At 55.7% G+C, this 16,978-nt stretch carries 21 protein-coding genes and 1 tRNA gene; 4 read left to right on the plus strand and 18 right to left on the minus strand.

From position 1 onward, the window contains the following. Positions 1–69 precede the first annotated feature (69 nt). Genes MTP38_RS12325 through gltX form a run of 3 tightly spaced genes read right to left on the minus strand, consistent with a single transcriptional unit; the run spans position 70 to position 2,108 of the window. On the minus strand, positions 70–348 hold the full coding sequence (locus tag MTP38_RS12325; protein WP_249233730.1) for a DUF4160 domain-containing protein: 279 nt from the start codon (positions 346–348) through the stop codon (positions 70–72). Beyond that, positions 332–604: a hypothetical protein gene (locus MTP38_RS12330; protein ID WP_227620130.1), complete on the minus strand. Its 273-nt coding sequence runs from the start codon at positions 602–604 to the stop codon at positions 332–334. The genes MTP38_RS12325 and MTP38_RS12330 overlap by 17 nt, the downstream gene beginning before the upstream one ends. 34 nt (positions 605–638) lie before the next feature. Then, positions 639–2,108: a glutamate--tRNA ligase gene (gene gltX, locus MTP38_RS12335; RefSeq protein ID WP_256466380.1), complete on the minus strand. Its 1,470-nt coding sequence runs from the start codon at positions 2,106–2,108 to the stop codon at positions 639–641. 329 nt (positions 2,109–2,437) lie between these two features. Here gltX and MTP38_RS12340 point away from each other — a divergent pair, with 329 nt between their 5' ends. Beyond that, positions 2,438–2,689 (plus strand): AbrB/MazE/SpoVT family DNA-binding domain-containing protein, encoded by a 252-nt coding sequence (locus MTP38_RS12340; protein ID WP_227620128.1) that lies wholly within the window; start codon positions 2,438–2,440, stop codon positions 2,687–2,689. Between the two features lie 21 nt (positions 2,690–2,710). Next, the gene (locus MTP38_RS12345) at positions 2,711–3,637 is read left to right on the plus strand and encodes an alpha/beta fold hydrolase (RefSeq protein WP_249233731.1); all 927 of its coding nucleotides are present in this window, start codon (positions 2,711–2,713) and stop codon (positions 3,635–3,637) included. Positions 3,638–3,753: 116 nt separating this feature from the next. On the opposite strand, the gene MTP38_RS12350 is transcribed toward MTP38_RS12345, so the two are convergent. The 6 genes from MTP38_RS12350 to MTP38_RS12375 all read right to left on the minus strand — a co-directional run bounded on the left by MTP38_RS12350 (position 3,754) and on the right by MTP38_RS12375 (position 9,208). Beyond that, positions 3,754–5,247 (minus strand): lipopolysaccharide biosynthesis protein, encoded by a 1,494-nt coding sequence (locus MTP38_RS12350; RefSeq protein ID WP_442900527.1) that lies wholly within the window; start codon positions 5,245–5,247, stop codon positions 3,754–3,756. Between the two features lie 133 nt (positions 5,248–5,380). Further along, a complete protein-coding gene (locus tag MTP38_RS12355) occupies positions 5,381–5,929 on the minus strand; it encodes a M48 family metallopeptidase (RefSeq protein ID WP_249233733.1) in 549 nt (182 codons plus the stop codon). Then, positions 5,911–6,834 carry a DMT family transporter gene (locus MTP38_RS12360; protein ID WP_249233734.1) on the minus strand — a complete coding sequence of 308 codons (924 nt, stop codon included), beginning with the start codon at positions 6,832–6,834 and terminating at the stop codon, positions 5,911–5,913. The genes MTP38_RS12355 and MTP38_RS12360 overlap by 19 nt, the downstream gene beginning before the upstream one ends. After that, positions 6,831–7,364 carry a hypothetical protein gene (locus MTP38_RS12365; protein ID WP_249233735.1) on the minus strand — a complete coding sequence of 178 codons (534 nt, stop codon included), beginning with the start codon at positions 7,362–7,364 and terminating at the stop codon, positions 6,831–6,833. Before MTP38_RS12365 ends, MTP38_RS12360 begins: the two co-directional genes overlap by 4 nt. Before the next feature lie 84 nt (positions 7,365–7,448). After that, a complete protein-coding gene (locus MTP38_RS12370; protein ID WP_249233736.1) occupies positions 7,449–8,717 on the minus strand; it encodes a glycoside hydrolase family 10 protein in 1,269 nt (422 codons plus the stop codon). Continuing rightward, positions 8,714–9,208 (minus strand): conjugal transfer protein TraD, encoded by a 495-nt coding sequence (locus MTP38_RS12375; protein ID WP_249233737.1) that lies wholly within the window; start codon positions 9,206–9,208, stop codon positions 8,714–8,716. Before MTP38_RS12375 ends, MTP38_RS12370 begins: the two co-directional genes overlap by 4 nt. 134 nt (positions 9,209–9,342) lie before the next feature. On the opposite strand from MTP38_RS12375, the gene MTP38_RS12380 reads away from it, so the two are divergent. Both MTP38_RS12380 and MTP38_RS12385 read left to right on the plus strand, forming a co-directional pair. Beyond that, positions 9,343–9,762, plus strand: coding sequence for a hypothetical protein (locus MTP38_RS12380; protein WP_227620120.1), 420 nt, complete (start codon positions 9,343–9,345; stop codon positions 9,760–9,762). 258 nt (positions 9,763–10,020) lie between these two features. Further along, a tRNA-Ile gene (locus MTP38_RS12385) sits at positions 10,021–10,096 on the plus strand. Between the two features lie 40 nt (positions 10,097–10,136). Here the strand turns inward: MTP38_RS12385 and MTP38_RS12390 are convergent. From MTP38_RS12390 to MTP38_RS12430, 9 genes are all read right to left on the minus strand, one after another. Next, positions 10,137–11,615 (minus strand): site-specific integrase, encoded by a 1,479-nt coding sequence (locus MTP38_RS12390; RefSeq protein ID WP_207676737.1) that lies wholly within the window; start codon positions 11,613–11,615, stop codon positions 10,137–10,139. Between the two features lie 107 nt (positions 11,616–11,722). Then, a complete protein-coding gene (locus MTP38_RS12395) occupies positions 11,723–11,947 on the minus strand; it encodes a hypothetical protein (RefSeq protein ID WP_158387305.1) in 225 nt (74 codons plus the stop codon). Then, positions 11,940–12,344: a type II toxin-antitoxin system PemK/MazF family toxin gene (locus tag MTP38_RS12400; protein WP_429966217.1), complete on the minus strand. Its 405-nt coding sequence runs from the start codon at positions 12,342–12,344 to the stop codon at positions 11,940–11,942. Before MTP38_RS12400 ends, MTP38_RS12395 begins: the two co-directional genes overlap by 8 nt. A gap of 82 nt (positions 12,345–12,426) precedes the next feature. Continuing rightward, on the minus strand, positions 12,427–13,224 hold the full coding sequence (locus tag MTP38_RS12405) for a DUF6551 family protein (protein WP_207676738.1): 798 nt from the start codon (positions 13,222–13,224) through the stop codon (positions 12,427–12,429). After that, positions 13,221–14,279, minus strand: coding sequence for a hypothetical protein (locus tag MTP38_RS12410; protein ID WP_207676739.1), 1,059 nt, complete (start codon positions 14,277–14,279; stop codon positions 13,221–13,223). Before MTP38_RS12410 ends, MTP38_RS12405 begins: the two co-directional genes overlap by 4 nt. Then, the gene (locus tag MTP38_RS12415) at positions 14,257–14,502 is read right to left on the minus strand and encodes a hypothetical protein (RefSeq protein WP_207676740.1); all 246 of its coding nucleotides are present in this window, start codon (positions 14,500–14,502) and stop codon (positions 14,257–14,259) included. Before MTP38_RS12415 ends, MTP38_RS12410 begins: the two co-directional genes overlap by 23 nt. A 507-nt stretch (positions 14,503–15,009) precedes the next feature. Further along, positions 15,010–15,336, minus strand: coding sequence for a helix-turn-helix domain-containing protein (locus MTP38_RS12420; RefSeq protein WP_207676741.1), 327 nt, complete (start codon positions 15,334–15,336; stop codon positions 15,010–15,012). Between the two features lie 254 nt (positions 15,337–15,590). Further along, entirely contained in the window at positions 15,591–16,025 is a 435-nt protein-coding gene (locus MTP38_RS12425; protein ID WP_207676742.1) for a sigma-70 family RNA polymerase sigma factor, read from the minus strand. Positions 16,026–16,269: 244 nt separating this feature from the next. Then, positions 16,270–16,893, minus strand: a complete 624-nt coding sequence (locus tag MTP38_RS12430; RefSeq protein ID WP_249233738.1) for an accessory gene regulator B family protein — start codon at positions 16,891–16,893, stop codon at positions 16,270–16,272. Positions 16,894–16,978: the final 85 nt, after the last annotated feature.

Below are 16,978 nucleotides of genomic sequence, written 5' to 3' on the forward strand. Positions count from 1 at the left end.
CGCCTGTTGCATATACTCTAGCCCAGACGCGGCGCGGTTTTTGGCGGGGTGATGGGATGGGATAAAATCTCAGCAGAAATAGTGTGCTTCGCCAAAAAAGCTCGTCCATTTTGCGACGACCTCGGCGCTTCGTGCTTCGATAATGGCCATGATGTTGCGCAGGACACGGGGCGGTATCTGAGAATTATTGTTGCTCAGATAGCACTTTCCTGCCCGGGTGATCCATATCTTGGTGGCGTTGGCGCTGGGTGCACCCTGCGCCACATGGACGTGTACCGGTTCCAGCGGCTCGTTCTCATTGGCCCAGAAATAGACCCAGTAGGAGCCGATCTTAAAAACCTGCGGCATTTTCGACGCCTCCCTCTTTGGAGAACTGCAAGATCAGATGCGCTGTGGACTCCACAAGCTCCTGATACCGGGCGATCTCCGCCGGGGTAAAGCCGTTGATGTCCTCCCACTTATAGTCGGGGAGATAACACACCGCAGAATGGAAGCAATCCTTCGCATCCGGCTTCTCGAAATAAACCTTGACGCGATGGTCCGGGAGCATTTCTGAATGGACGACCTCAGTGTTATCGTCCAGCGTCATGAACGGATACATCATACAGACTGCCTCCTTACGTTTTTATAAGGTCTTTTTACCCATTCAGCTTCCCGATGGCGGCCTTCACCCGCTCGAGGGTCTTTTCGCGGCCCATCATGCAGGCGAGGTCGGTGCCGCCGCCGGGGGTGCGCTGCTTGCCCGAAAGGGCGATGCCCAGCGGGTAGAGCAGCCAGCCGTTCTTCTTGCCCAGCTCTTCGGCCTTGGCCTTGCAGGCATCAAAGACGGTGTCGCGGTCGCCAAAGTCCAGTGCCTCGTCGCTCAGGACGGGCAGCAGGGCCTCCAGCGCCTCCTTGGCGGACTCGGGGGTGGTCTTCTGCTTCTTGTTGGTGTAGAGGCTCACGTCATACTCGGGCATGACGTCGAAGAAGTCCAGCTGCTCGGGGATCTCGCCCAGCACCTCACAGCGGGGCTGAAGGTTTGCGCAGAGCAGCTTCTTGTCGATGGGGGTGTGGACGGCGCTGTCGATCCACGGCTCGGCCTTGGCAAGGAACTCCTCGGGAGACAGACGGCGGATATACTCTGCATTGATGGCCCGCAGCTTGAGAGGGTCGAAGATGGCGGGCGACTTGGAGATACCGTCCGGCGTCCAGATCTTGACCAGATCTGCCAGCGAGAAGATCTCCTGCTCGGCATACTCTCCCTTGGGGCTCCAGCCCAGCAGGCAGATGTAATTCAGGATGGCCTCGGTCAGGTAGCCCTTGGCCACGAGGTCCTGATAACTGGCATCACCGTTGCGCTTGGAGAGCTTGTTCTGGGCGTCCTTCATGACCGGCGGGCAGTGGATGTAGTTCGGGATGTCCCAACCGAACGCCTGATACAGCAGGTTGTACTTCGGGGTGGAGGACAGGTATTCGCTGCCGCGGATGACGTGGGTGATGCCCATGAGGTGGTCGTCCACCACATTGGCGAAGTTGTAGGTGGGCATCCCGTCGGTCTTGATGAGGATCTGGTCGTCCATCTCGCTGTTGTTGACCTCGATATGGCCGTAGACCATATCGTCGAAGCCGGTCACGCCCTCGCGGGGGATCTTCTGGCGGATGACGTACGGCTCACCGGCGGCGAGGCGCTTTTCCACCTCTTCCTTCGGCAGGTCGCGGCAGCAGCCGTCGTAGTGGGTCATCTCGCCGTGGGCGCGCTGCTCGGCGTGGAGGGCCTCCAGACGCTCCTCGGTGCAGAAGCAGTAGTAGGCCTTGCCCTCTGCCACCAGCTGTTCGGCGTACTGCTTGAACATCCCCATCCGCTCGCTCTGGACGTAGGGGCCGACGGGGCCGCCTACATCGGGGCCTTCGTCCCACAGCAGGCCGGTCTCCCGCAGGGTGTTGTAGATGACGTCCACAGCGCCCTCGACGTAGCGGCCCTGATCGGTGTCCTCGATGCGGAGGATGAAGGTGCCGCCGTCGTGCTTGGCCATCAGGTAGGTGTACAGCGCGGTGCGCAGGTTGCCAACATGCATATAACCCGTGGGCGAGGGGGCAAATCGGGTGCGGATCTTCGGATTCGGCATAATGATTTCTCCTTTTTATCTATCATAGGCAAATGAATTGCAAATATCTCTGCCTAAGTTTACCCTCTCCGGCCCTGTTTGTCAACGGAGACAGCAAAGAGGGGCGTCCCCGGAAGCGCCTGACCCTGATTTTGCGGTTTCTTTGAGAAGTTTTTGTCGAAACTCCGCGTTTCGATTGACGAACGGCTCAACTTTTTGTATACTGAGCAGGAAAGAAGTTGGCAGTTTTTTCCTGTTTTTCCTGCACAGGAACATTTTTCGCGTCGCATCGTCGCAATCAGTGCCATATCTGCCATTCTTCCGGACACACTACTAAAGGAGAAATGAATATGAAAACAACTGGCATCGTTCGCGGCATCGACTCTCTGGGGCGCATCGTCCTTCCCAAGGAACTGCGCACCAATATGCACATCGACAAGGACTCGAAGCTCGAGATCTTCGTGGAGGGCGATCAGATCATCCTCAAAAAGCACCGTCCCGCCGGCAGCTGCGACTTCTGCGGCGAGCTGGTGGCCGGCATGGCCCAGTATGAGGGCTACTGCATCTGCCCCGCCTGCCGGGCCAAGATCGCCGCGCTGTAAGCGGAAAAGGAGAATCCTCACATGAGTCAGATGACCGACTTCACCCTCCCCTCCTGCGTGCCGGGCCGGACGCTCCACGCATTCCGCTGTGTGCCGGAGGGCAGGGTGCGGGCCGTTCTGCAGCTATCCCACGGCATGGTGGAGTTCATCGACCGGTACAAGCCGCTGGCCGAGCATCTGGCCGGACAGGGCATCCTCGTCACCGGCCACGACCATCTGGGCCACGGCGGTTCCATCCGCACGAAGGATGACTACGGCTTCTTCGCCCAGCCGGACGGCAACCGTGCCGTCCTCAACGACCTCCACGCCCTGACCGTCCTGACCAAGCAGCTCTACCCCGGCGTCCCCTATTTTCTTCTGGGGCACAGCATGGGGTCGTTCTACGCCCGCCAGTACCTCTGCGAGTGGGGCAGCGAGCTGGACGGAGCCATCCTCATGGGCACCGGCTTTCAGCCCAAAGCTCTGGTCGCCGCAGCGAAAGCCCTCTGCCGGGTGCTGGCCGTCTTTTTCGGCTGGGAACACCGCAGCCGGCTCGTGGCCAGCCTTTCCTTCCTCGGCTACAACAAGGGCCTCGAGGGCCGCACACCCCACGACTGGCTCAACCGCGACACCGCCGAGGTGGACAAGTACCGTGCCGACGAGCGCTGTATGTTCACCTTCACCCTGAACGCCTACTACAGTATGTTCTCCGGCATCCTGCGGCTGTACGACCCCGCCGTTCTGGCCGGAATGCCCAAGGATCTGCCCCTGCTCTTCCTCGCCGGTGACGCCGACCCTGTAGGCGAGCACACCGCCGGAGTCCGGCGGGCCATCCAGAGCCTCCGGGACATCGGCGTCCGGAACATCGAGGCGAAGTTCTATCCCGGTGCCCGCCACGAGCTGCTGATGGAGACGAACAAAGCCGAAGTGTTTGCGGACATCGCCGACTGGCTCGAAAAACAGCTGTGACCCGGCAGCGGCTCTCGCTTTTATCGCATTTTTTCGATTTTTTGACTTGCGACAAACCAAACGCCCCCTCATCGCGGTATCGATGAGAGTGCGTTTTTTTCCTGTCCGGGAAGCGTTTATTTCTTCGTCATCCAGCCGTCCACGACAGCCACAAGGGCCTTGCCCCGGCGGCCCAGAATTTTAGGCAGCAGGATGCGGGCCATGCCCCAGACGCCGGAGAAGTTGTACAGGATGATGAGGGCGGTGATAAGGCCCGTCCAGAGGCCGTACAGAGGCGTCTCTGCCAGCAGCACGAAGGCCTCGAACACCAGCGCGGCGGCGTTGACGAGGACGCGGCCCGGATGGACACGCATCCCGATCATGCCGTGGGCGTCGATGGCACGGAGGGTGAACACCAGACCGAGGCCGAGGAAGGACGCATAGGTCGCGCCCACAGGGCCCCACCACTTGATGAAGAAGTAGTTCATGATGCAGTTGCTCACGGCGCCTGCCATCATCGTGACCATGCTCCGCTGGGACTTCTTATTCACGACGTAGACGCTGTTCATGAACTGGTTGAAGCAGCTGCAGGTGGAGGCCATCACGAGGAAGGGCACGAAGTGCCACGCATAGTAATAGTTGGCCTTCATGATGTGCATGACCGGGCGGCAGAGCCAGATGATGCCCGCCGCGCAGCAGAACAGCACGCTGGAATAGGTGCGGAAGATCTGGGTGAAGAATTTGGCTCTTCCCTCCTCCTCCGTCACCGCCGACAGCTGCCATGCATCGTAGAAGATGAGGCCCAGCGTGGTGAGGATGGTGGGCAGGAAGTAGCCGGTGGAGAGCAGGCCGCTCCATGCATCGCCGCTGTGGCCGTCGAGGCCATCGCACATCTCGCGCACGAAGAACAGGTCTGAGGCGTTGATGATCCAGAAGCTGATCTGGGCCGGGATCATGGGCAGCGAGAAGCGGAGCATCTGCTTCCAGAGGGTCTTGTTGAGGCCCTTCAGCTCGATAAAGTTCCAGAGCTTTCCGGTCAGCATCAGGAAGAGCACGCTGACGAAATCGCCGCTGATGATGGCCAGCAGGTAGCCGTTCGCGCCCCAGCGGAAGCCCACCAGATAGAGCACATAGAAGGCCATGGTCGCCACGGTGCAGAGCACGCCGTCCACAGCCACCAGCTTGTTCCACTGGCGGCTGCGCACGAACTGGGTGCAGAGGGTGCGCAGACAGCTCATGAGGACGTAGATATAGATGAGCAGGCCGTACTGGGCCATGTCAGGCAGGAACTGCGCCACTGGCCAGCAGAGCACAAGGATGCCGAAGCCCCCGAGGATGGTGAGCAGGCCGTTGGTGAACACCTGCTTTTCGCTGTTGCCCTTGTCGAGGCCGAAGCGGATGATGGCGTTGGACATTCCCATCGACACGAAGGGGATGAGCAGGTTGGCGTACTGGCTCAGGATCTTGGACAGGCCGAGGTCGGAGATCTCGGCCATCGCATAGGTCAGAAACGGCTGGACGATGAGCGTCAGCAGCTTGGACGAAAAGCTGCTGATGGCAAAGATGATGGTGTTTCCGGCGAGCTTCGAATATTTATCGCCGCCGGCCTTTTTTTCGTTTTCCAATGACATATTCCTCTTATTTTTCAGTGGCTTGCCCTCTCAGTCAGACCCTTCCGGGTCTGTCAGCTCCCCCAGAGGGGGAGCCTTTCTGCCTCTCCCCTTGGGAGAGATGTCCCCGAAGGTAACAGAGCGGGCAAGGCCGTTATCTTTTCAACAAATCTCTCCGGGCCTTCCAGTCCGGCATCAGCTTGGCCACCTCGGCCCAGAACGCCGGGCTGTGGTTCGGCTGCAAAAAGTGGCAGTACTCATGTACTACCACATAGATCTGCGCCGCCTCGGGCATATTGTAAAGCTGGAGCGCAAAGGTGATCTGGCGCTTGGCCATATGGCAGACGCCCCAGCAGCTGGTCATGCTGCGCACCTTGATGGCGGGCTTCTGCCCGTTCAGGACCCCGGCAAAGGCCGGGTAGACCTTATCGCTCATGGCCGTGAAGTGGGCCAGCGCGACATCCCTGTCGGGCAGCGACGCCTGCCGCTTCTCGCGGGCGGCCTGCCGGGCCTGTGCCGCCCGTATCCAGTCCATCTGGCCGATGATATAGTGATCCGCCGCCTCCGGCGATATGCGCAGAGGGGAGCTGAGGGCCACAGAACCGTCCCGCCGGACATGAAGGTTGAAGTATTTGACCTTCTTCCGCGTCAGCTCGTAGGGGATGCCCCCGGCCACCCGCAGCGTCACGCGCCCTTTTTGCATCCGCGCAGCTCCTCAAGCGGCAGCTGGGACAGCACGACGGCGGCAAAGATGAGGGCGCAGCCCGCACTCTCCCGCAGCGAAAGGCTCTGGTTCAGCAGCAGCCAGCCGCCCAAGGCGCTGAACACGCTTTCCAGACACATGATGAGGCTGGCGATGGCGGGGTTCAGGTTTTTCTGTCCCAAGATCTGGAGCGTATAGCCCGCACCGCTGGACAGCACGCCGCAATAGGCGATGGGCAGGAGATTGGCACCAAATTCCGCCAGCGTCGGCGTCTCAAAGAGAAGCGCCGCCGCCGTGCTCTCCACTGCGACCACGATAAACTGCAAGAGGCTCAGCCTCACGCCGTCCACCAGCGGCGAAAAGTGGTCGATGGACATGATCTGGAAGCTGAACAGCACCGCGCAGGAGAACAGGATCCAGTCGCTGGTCTCGACGCCGCCGAAGCCGTTCTTCATGCAGAGCAGGTAAAGGCCCACCACGGCGATGACCATACTGGCCCAGAGCTGGGCGCTGCCCTTCCGGCCCAGAAACAGGCCGAACACCGGCACCAGCACGACGTACATGGCCGTCAGGAAGCCCGCCTTGGCCGTGGAGGGGTTGATGGTGATGCCGATCTGCTGGGCCGCAGAGGCTGCAAACAGAAGGGTGCCGCAGACGAGGCCCGCCATCAGCAGAGTCTTCCGCTCCGCTCTTTCCTTGGGCCAGCCGTAGGCCGCGCCCTGCTTTTTGCGCAGGGCATCAAAGGCGGCCATCGTCGGGAGCAGCACGAGGACAGCCAGCCAGCTCCGCCCCGCGAGGAAGGAATAGGCCCCCATGCCGGAGCCTGCGCTCTGGGCCACGAACGCCGTGCCCCAGATGAAGGCGCAGAGCATCAGCATGAGCGAATTTTTCGTCTGTGTCTTCATGCCGCGATGCCCTCCACCTTGAGTCCGCCGTAGAGGTAGTAGCGGCTGGAATCGTAGGAGATGGTCAGCCGGTAGCTGGCCGCCGGGTCCAGCCCGGAGATGACGCAGCGGTAGTTCTGTCCGTCGGTCTTGAAGTAATAGGTGCTGTCGTTGACGTACTGTGCGCCGCCGGCCACCTTCTGCCAGACGGATATTTTATACCGCTGGGTGCCCTCGGCGGTGCCATAGCCGGTGATGGTCAGGCTGCCGCCCGGGACGGTGAAATAGTCGGTCTGGCGGCTCCAGATGCCGTTGAACACAAGATTCAGGCTGCCGTTCACCGCCGCCGAGGCGTATTTGGCCGAGCCGTCGGCGATGCCCTCGAGGGTGAGCGGGTCGCTGGTCAGCTCGGCCCAGCGGGTGCTGTCCTCCTCCTGCACCTCCGTGGCGGCGCTGTTCTTCAGGTCCAGCACGGTCTTTCCCGCATACGCCCCCAGCAGCAATACCACCACCGCCAGAACGAGCAGTACGATTCGCTTTGTCTTTTTCATGACTTTTTATCCTCAAAACATTGTTTTTGCACGATTGCTCACGATTGCTATAGTATACCGCATTTTTATTTTCCATACAAGGCCTTAGCCCACAGTCAGCGCGGCCAGCGCCGCCCGCTCGGCGGCGGCAGGCTCCGGCTGGGCAGGCCGGAAGAGCGAATCGTACCGGTAGAGCGCCCATCCCCCCGCACCGAGACGGCGCAGGTCGCCCACCTGCCGGGCAAGGGCGCTGCCGGTGCACCACTGGCTCAGGCTGTCCTCATTGGCCCCGCCGTCGCCGCTGCCCACACGGTAGGCCCCCAGCCCGAAATAGAGGGCCGTGGACGCCGCCCGGGGCATGGCCAGCCACTCGGGCACGATGTTCTCGAAGGCGAAGCGGGTGCTGCCGGACCGGAGGGTGTAACCATAGCCCCAATAGACCTGCGGGCAGAGGTAGTCCACCACGGCATCCTCCCCCTCTGCCGTCAGCCATGCCCGGACGTCGCTGTACTGCTCCGAGAGATCGTTGTCGGGGTTGCCCTGCGGGCTGACCCCGAAGCAGAGGGTGGCATCGGCGGCTTTCACGGCGTCGTGGGCCGCCTTGACCAGCGCCGTGACATTCTGCCGCCGCCATTCGTCCAAGTTCCCTGCGCCGCTGGAGGCGAACTGGGCCGCGTCCAGCGCCGGGTCGGTGGTGGGATAGAAATAGTCGTCGAAGTGGATGCCGTCCACGGCATAGTTCTGCACCAGCTCGGCCACGCCCTGCACCACATAGTCCGCTGCCTCGGGGAGGGCCGGGTTCAGGTACAGCCCCTCGCCCACGGCGCAGACCCACTCAGGGTGGGTGTTGGCGAGGCTGCTCTCGGCCAGCACAGCGGGCATCTTCGCCGAGGAACGGAGACGGTAGGGGTTGACCCACGCTTCCAGCGAAAGCCCCCGGCTGTGGGCCTCGGTGATGAGGACGTCCAGCGGGTCGAAGCCGGGGTCTTTCCCCTGCTCCCCGGTGCAGACATGGCTCCACGGGAAGAGTCTGCTGCGGTAGAGGGCATCCCCGAAGGGCCGCACCTGCACGATGACGGTGTTCAGCCCGATGGACAGGCAGTTGTCCATCAGCGCCGCTGCCCCGGCCCGGAAGGCTTCTTCCGAGGAAAAATCCATCCCGGCCCATTCCAGATAGCTCACCCAGACAGCCCGCCACTCCCCGGCGGGCAGAGCAGCGTTCGGCTCTGCCTCCGGGGCAGGCACCGACAGGGCCGAGACGGTCTGCCCCCGGCGCAGCATCAGCCCCGCGCCGGCCAGCGCGGCACAGCCTGCCCCCGCCAGAAAGGCCCGCCGCCCGAAGCGGCAGCGGCGCTTTCTCCGCCGCTGCGTCATGCGTCCTCCTGCATCTTGTAGAGGCTCAGTGCTGCCCAGCCCCGGGCGCAGGCCAGAAGCACCCAGAGCAGATTCGTCCAGAAGCCCAGCGCGGCCATGCCGCCGTACTTCGCCATCAGCAGGAAGAGCAGGTGGAGGGCCTCCGCCGCACCCACCAGCTGGAGCTGACGCTGGACGGCCATTCCCCGCTTGTACTCGGTGCTCAGCAGCAGCGGCCACGCCAGCGCCGAGCAGAGGTAGCCTGCCCAGCCGTTGACCATGTAGCTGACCATCAGCAGAACGAACACACCGGTGAAGTTCCGCTTCTCCCAGCCCGCCGAGCCTTTCTCGGCGGCGAGGAAGAGGGCCGAGATGCCCGCCATCGCAAATGCGATCTGCTCGATGAGTCCGAAGCTGTTCCCGCTCAGGACGGCAAAGCCGTTGAGCATGGAGGCTGCGGCCGAGGCCAGCAGCAGGAAATACCATGTCTTGCGCGTGAATCTGAGTTTCATATCGTCCCTCCCGCCCGCAGAAAGGGCGCAGGCTCCCCATCAGTTTTTGGAATTTTTCAAATATTATAACACAATTTGGGGCGGGTTGTGTTACAATAAGGAAAACATGATTCAAATTCCATCGGAGGACATCCATGAACGCTGTTTTTTCCATCCTGCTTCTGGCCGCTATCCTCGGCTTCATCGTATTCCTGCTGGCGAAGCAGGACAAAGGCCGCCGCAGCCAGTACGGCCCCAGCGGCCTTTCCGAGTTCCGCACCGACCTGCCGCTGGACGACTGCTTCGACCGGCTCGACCAGCACAGCCCCGATGACCTTTTCGCCTACGAGTGCCGCCGGGAAAACGACGGCGGCTTCACCCTTCACCTGACCCTCCACCAGCCCACCCAGCAGCCGCTGGACACCCTCTACACCCTCCGGCTGGACCCGGGCCGTCAGACCGTCGTGACCCTCATCTTCATCCGGGAGGCCTTCGGCTATAAGGAGCCGCTGTTCCAGCCCGAGATGCTCGATGAGTTCATGCTGGGCAAGCTCGACGCCCGCCGCACAAAATAAATTCGCCCGGAGGGCTTTGCATTTCCGGATTTTTTTGGTATACTTATAGTCAGTCCACACGCGGCAGCGCGCCGCGTTCGCGGGCCAGTAGCTCAGTTGGTCAGAGCTGGCGGCTCATAACCGCCAGACCTTACCGTTTCCACCTTTTTCAAATAGCGTTTTTCCGTTGTTTTTTGGTTTGCGAGTGGCTTGAAAATCGGACTTGGGTATTTTCTGGGTACGAAAGCCATTTTACAGAGCTTTGAAACAACGTCATAAGGGCCAGTAGTTCAGTGGTTAGAACTCCCCGCTCATAACGGGGTTATCGCGGGTTCAAGTCCTGCCTGGCCCACCAAAAAAGCACGAAGGTTCCGGCCTTCGTGCTTCTTTTTTGCTCATTCGTACAGCTCCTTGCTCATCTGGTTGCGAATTTCTTTGCGCCGTTTGTCATAGACCTGCGTGTAAATTGCAAGGGTGGTACTGGGCTGTGCGTGTCCGGCTTCTGCGGCTACTGTCGCCACACCGATTTCCGGGTTGGACAAGAGGATGCTCACAAAAGTGTGCCGGAACATATGAGGATGCAGCCCTTCAATGCCTGCCCGCTGTCCGATTCTGCGAACCAGTGCGCCATAGCTGTCCGGGTTGATGGGGAACCCATGGTCATTGCAGATCACGAAGTCCGTCCCCCGAAGGGCAAGGAGTGAGGGTGCATACTTGCTGCTTTTCTTATCCAGACTTTTCTGCCAACTCCCTCCCATCAATTTTTTCTGGGACTTCCAATACTTATAATATTCTTTGAGGAAGTCCATGTACTCCGGTGCAACGTCCACATCCCGGATGTTGCTTTCCTTGGTCGTTGTCAACTGATACCCAAAATCTTTGAATACCAGAAGCGATTTAGAAATATGTATCGTGCATTCTTCAAAGTTGACATCTTTCCATGTCAGTCCAGCCAGTTCGCCACGGCGCACACCAGAATTGAGCAGGGACAGAACGATCACCTGTTCCAACATGGAACTTTCCTTTAAGGTGTCCTGAAGCTGCTTGATCTGGTGCTTCTTAATAGTGTCTACCGACCTGCTCCGGCTTCCCAGTGCAGGAATTTTGTGCATGGGATTCTTCACACCGTAATTTTCATCCGCATATTCCAGTGTAGAACGAATGAACAGAGCGTATTCTCTCATGCTCTTTCTGGTCATAGGTTTTGCAATGGTTTCCACATCAAAAGCATCGTCCACTTTACAACCCAGCGCAATCGCCACCTGTTCTGCTGTTTTAATATCGACCACTTCGCTGCGAAATGCTTTTTCTATGGTTTTTGCACCGCAATCGCATCTCTTAGCCAGCTTCGGGCAAGATTCCTTTTTCATCTCCAGACCACGCTGATTGATAACAGCATGGGTGCGGCATCGTGCGCCGCCAATTTCGATCTGTTCCAGAACCCAATCACAATCCACCTTTTTGATGGAATCAACGGACTTCTGTGCAAACTCAGGGAATTGCTGAATCTTCCGAAGGTAGTTTTCCTTGCCCCTCGTTGTGTTCGCCTTATTACGATGGCTGTCATAATCGCCCTCTAAGCGAGCAGAAGGAGCAAGTCTTGCCTTTTTAGATTCTATGTACTCCTGCGCCACTACCGCAAAGGTCTTTCCTGCGTTGCCGGCTTCTTTATCGGCCTTTTCCTGTTCCCGCCGTTCAAATTCGGCAGCGGCAACTTTCGCAGCAGCGTTGCGCGCACGAGCATTTTTCAGTTCGGTAGGGTCAAAATCAAACCGACCATAGCGGCGTTCGATTTTGCCGTTCACCAGAACATTTGCGATGAGTTTATAATAACGAGGCTTCTTTTTGGGTTCTCGCAATTCAAACGATGCCATATATTTACCTTCCTTTCTGTGTGGTGGTTATCTCTGTCACGATGAGTATAGCAGTTCGGGCGGTTAATTTTTAGGATGTCGCAGTTTATGCCCGCATCCTTGACAAATCACAAAGTTGTCGTTCCCCCGTTGAAATACTCAGCCATCTTGCCAAGGTTGATATACCATTTGATGCCTGACTGGAACGCCATGCCCGGCACTTCCCGGCAAAGACGGCGGATGTAATATTCAGGTAAGCCCATACGCTGGCTTGCCTGCTTGATGCTGACGATCTGCGGCAAGACGACTGCTTCGCTCTGGATCTCCGGCGATACCATCACTTTTTCATTCATCGGCATTCCTCCTATCCCATTCATTGATTTCTAAACTGTTCATCAGGGCTTCTTCGATCCGGCGCATTTCATGCCGTGTAGTCTGTCCTAAGAAACGCTGTATGCGGCTTTTGTCTATCGTGAATATCTGTTCCAGCTGAACCACAGACGGCTTCTCAAAGGCTGTATTGTGGGCTATCAGAACGTGCGTGGGCTGGTATTTCTTTTTCTCGGTGCGGGAAGTCACTGTCGCCACAATAAGGGTAGGCGCATAGCGGTTTCCTACATCGTTTTGCAGAACCACCACAGGTCGGGTGCCGCCCTGTTCGGAGCCGATGTGCGGCTCCATGTCTGCATAGTAAATGTCCCCTCTGAGGTATTTCCAGTCCTTTGGTATGATAGCGATCAGACCTCCTATCCTTCTATATGTAGCAAGAGCCGCCCGTTTATGGCAGGCGGCTCTTGCAGGAAAAAGGAGTATGCCGATAAAGGCGAGAGCATCAACGTTTTACAGGAAGGCTCAGAGAACGGCTGGAGCCATTGTAGATCTCCAGAATCTGCTTCATGTGGCGGTCGGCGGTGTTGCCCGTGTCCTTCCGTGCATTTTTGGTGATGGTTTTCGGATGCACCGTAGAAAGCCGTGCAATCAGACGCTCCCGGCTGTACTCATCCCGGTACATTGCCACAAAGCGGGTAACGCCATGGAGGATGCCAGACAGGAACGAATCGGAATCGCCCCACCATGCCTCCACGATGATCTTCAGGGCTTCCTGATAGATGTCAGAACCGTAGTTCTTGTAAATATAATAGGCAGAGCGGATGCAGTAGATCTTCCACTCGGCTCGGATGCCATCCAGTGCAAAAGTAGCACCAGTTGCTTCGGTGGCTGCAACAAATGCACAAGCATCCTCATCTTCTGCCACGATGTCAGCACGAAGCCGCTCACCTGCGGTCAGATCGGTGGAAATGCCCGTCTGAACAGCAAACAAAAGGGCTTCATCCTTTTTGGAAAGACCGTGAAAGACTTTGCAGAGGATCGGGAGGTCATGACCTCCGTTGCAGGCGATACGAGCTTCGATGGTGTTCTGTCCATCAAAAACATGGTAGCGACCATCACGGTAGCTGACTCTCGGTTCGTTGGCAACGTACTCCGAAAAGGTAGCAGAAATCTCCTCCACCTTTCTGGTGCGCAAAACACGCTGGTATTCCGCGCAGGGGGTCAAGAGTGCGCTGTCGATGTAGCGCATCTCGCAAACACATTCGGGCAGCTTGGCAAGGTTCAGATTAGAATTCATCATAGCACTCTCTCCTTTATCGTCTGAAGATAGGCAGAAGTGTCATCAATCAGAAAAAGAATGGCACTTCGGCAGTCGTTGTCCTCAAAAACATCGGGATAGTCTTTGAATACGAGATTCCAGCGGCGGATAAAATCCTCCTTTGCGCCCTGAACTTCGCACATCATAATTGAGCCGTTCGCAACGGTCGTTTTATGATGGCGGTTGTCAATGGATTGCCGAAGTCGTTTTCGATCTTCGTCTGTAAGACAGCGTTTGTGACCTTGGATACTCCTTTTGAAATCCGGGGGCGAATTGCTTACCGGCACAATTTCATCCTCGGTATGGACTTCATCGGAATCAGAAGCATCGTCGGCAGCAACATCGGATTTTTCCGGGCTTGTCGGCTTCTTTGCTTTCCGGTCCTTCTTGGGTTTGCGCAGCTCCTTAATGATTGCCGGGATTTCTTCTTTTGGGGTTTGCGCCAAAGCGGTGATCTCGGCATCGGTAGCCTTGATATGCCCGGTCAGTATTTCCTCCATTGCACCGGGGACGGCAGCTTCCGCCGCATCAACGCCTTTCGCATACTTTTCAGCTCGACGAACAAATATTGGGGTAACGCCGTTTTTGGCAGCAATACGTTCGCAGGTGCGTCCTTCGGCTGACCTCATGTGATCATTTTGAGCACATGAGGTGAATCTCCCAGATTCATCATGTTCTCGATGAATTGACCCACCTACAGAGAGCTTTTCGTTTTCATAGGTTTTCCCCATCAAGAACTTCCGGCGTTCCGGGTCAAGGTTTCTGCGCCCCAACTGATTCTGACAAATCCATGCCAGTGCAGCGTAACGGTCGGGCAACTGGATTTCCTTCACTTCAAAAGCGATCTCCGGGTGATGCTTGAGGATGCGATACCGGGAATGTCCATCCAGTATGTAACCGTTCCAGATGATGAGCGGATTCAGTAGCCGCCGCTCCTGAATCATGTTCTGCTCTAAGATGTGCTCCTCCTCGGCGTTCAGCGGCGGGATCTTGCCCTGAAACTCTGGGTCGATCTTAAGCGCATTCAGATTCATCATCAAACCGTCCCTTCTTAAAGTAGGTGGATTTCGGGCTGGTGGGCTGGATGTAGTAGTCGTAGCCAAAGTTGGTCTGGCAGTAGGTGCAAGGCTCCTTGGTGAGCTGGTGGGGGTCAGCACGGCGGACACGGATGCCACGGGTGTTCCGAAAGGCATTCAGGCAGCGGGGGCAGAGGGTGGTCAGGGTCGATTCATCGGTCTTGTGGGTAAAAGTACGGCTCATAATCATTACCTCCGTGTCATCAGAATGAATATTCGGTATGGAAAAAGCCCACTGCCTTGATTCAGAAGAATTCCGGTGGTGGGCTTTGAAGATTTTGTTTTAAGTGTCCCACCCTATTTGTCCTCGACGCCCGGTGGGGGTTGGAATACACCTCGGTGAGGGGGACTGCACCCTTCCTCTCATTGGCTTTTCAGCCACCCCGCCTTCTTTATGGCCGGGCCGCGAATTACGGAAGTTTCATTGTTTTGTCCGAGGGAATGATATTCAGTTTTCAAGGTACGTCTTACAGCTTCGGGTATCTCCCCGTCTGGGGTGTTGCCCTTGCTGTGACAATAGTTTATCGTGGAAACACTGTCTTTTTAAGGAACTGGTAGTTCCGGTTTTGCCACTTTTTTGAGCGGATTTTTCTCAAAAACTGGAACTGCCAGTTCCGATTTTTCGTAGATTCGTCGAAAAAATGGCGCAAAAAAAGAAGCCGAGAATCGCTTCTCGACTTCTTTATGGTGGTTATACAGATGCATCCAGTTCGTCAATAAGATTGCTCAGCTTATTTTTGATAATCTGGATTTTCTGGTGCTGCTTTTTGATCTGTGCATTAAGCTCCCTTTCCCGTGGAGTGTCCAATACGCCAAGAATCAAAAAGTCCAGAGTGGTGTTCAGTGAAATGGCTACTTCTACCAACAAATCTATGGAAGCAGTTCCTTCCCCTCGTTCGATCTTTCCCAAATGGCGGTCACTGATATTCAGCTTTGCGGCAAATTGTTCTTGCGTTAAGCCTTTGGTTTTGCGCAGCTGCTGGATGCGTTTTCCTGTAATGTAAGAGTCAAAGTACATAAGCCAGCCCTCCGACCACAAAGCAACGCAGTCGCAAGCTGCGCCATAAGGTCAGAGTGCAAAGATGCAATCGGCGGCGGACCAAGTTTTGGTTGCCGGGGTTCGGTTGGTACTCGATCAATCTCCTTTTCATGTTTCTTCGTCCTTTCTTTGTCGATGATGGCAAGGCGGGCGGAGCATGGAAAATGCGGTTGCACTTTTCCGTGATAGAGAAAAACATCCCTATACTATATAGGACAAAAAACAGGTAAAAGTTAGGGTTTGATGAACAAATTGCATTTTTCTCTGAGGTTAATTAAAGCAGATTTAATACTTCCCGAGACACTTCCTACTGTTGTGCCCTCTTTTTCGGCTATGCTTGGCATGGAAATCCCACAATAGAAGTAATCGTAGCACCGCTTTGCTTGTTTTGGAGACAAAGCTAAAATTGTATGGTTGATGTTCACAAGATGCTGTTGCCGTTCTATGATCTCCGCAGGTGTTGGAGTGGGCACAAGAAGATACGACTCAGCAGAAAAAGCGGGATCGTCTAGCGAGTGATATGCGTGGTAACGGCTCACCTGTCTGGCAAAAGCATCCTCTTTGCGTTTCATAGACAAGAGAAACTGATGGACTTCATCAGATACTTCTACAAAAAAGTCTTTTGGATGCGCAGTGGGGTAGTGTTCCTTTAAGTTGATAATCGGCATAGCTTTCCTCAAACGTAGTGTAAACAAAAAGTGCATCATACTAGGCTTAAAGTCTAGCATGATGTACTCAAAATGCGATTTCCTTGAGTCTAAGAAAGCCTCAAAATAAAAACAAAATTGATGAAGTTATCGATTTTTGGGAGGGTCAGTATCTTTAATAAGCTGTGATTTGGGACGACACGGTTGATACAACCAACCGGAACACTCAGGCGGCCAGACTTCCATATCTTTTTTCATCATTTTTTCAAGAGATTTTTTCATTAGATTTCTTACTTTCATTTCCATGGATAATCCTCCCATATATTTTCTTTAATACAAAGATTAGCAGCGTCAAGGCATCTGATAACATTGCAGCTGTTAATCCTTCCAGCTCATTAGAAAGTGTTTTTTCAATTGGTGGTGACCTTAAGATTATACATGTTAGGTTGACGAAAAAAAGCACATAGGGGATTCGTTCTTTTAGAGCAGACAATTCTGACTGCGTTAAATGTAATTGATTGTTATTAACAGGAGCAATTTTGAGAATCACAAAATCAGAGAATATCCAAACAAACCCAAAAAATTTAGTAGGGAGAGCTTTGATGAGTATCATGGAAACTGATTGGAGAATTAAAGAAAGCAATAAGCAATGGATATACGTTTTTGCATGGTACCCATTTGAATATTTTCTTAATGCAACAAAACAAACAGCAAAAGATATAGTTCGTCGAAAGCCGAAGCAGTAACTCCCCAATAAGATTAAAAGAGTCCATGTAGTGAACATTGACAGTCTTTTTTCGATTCCGTAAATGCACCACTCAAGAGATTCTTCTGCAATTAGCTCCCTCTTCAAAAACCTTTTTGCCAAGTGTGTTGCAATGAGGTTCATTCAATCCATACTCCCATGCTTGAAAGTTTATAAATTAAATACCTTGAGTTTGCAAATAAATCAACTTTTTTGTCATCAAGTAGGT

It is taken from the genome of Faecalibacterium sp. I3-3-89, assembly GCF_023347275.1.
Taxonomy (GTDB): domain Bacteria; phylum Bacillota; class Clostridia; order Oscillospirales; family Ruminococcaceae; genus Faecalibacterium; species Faecalibacterium butyricigenerans.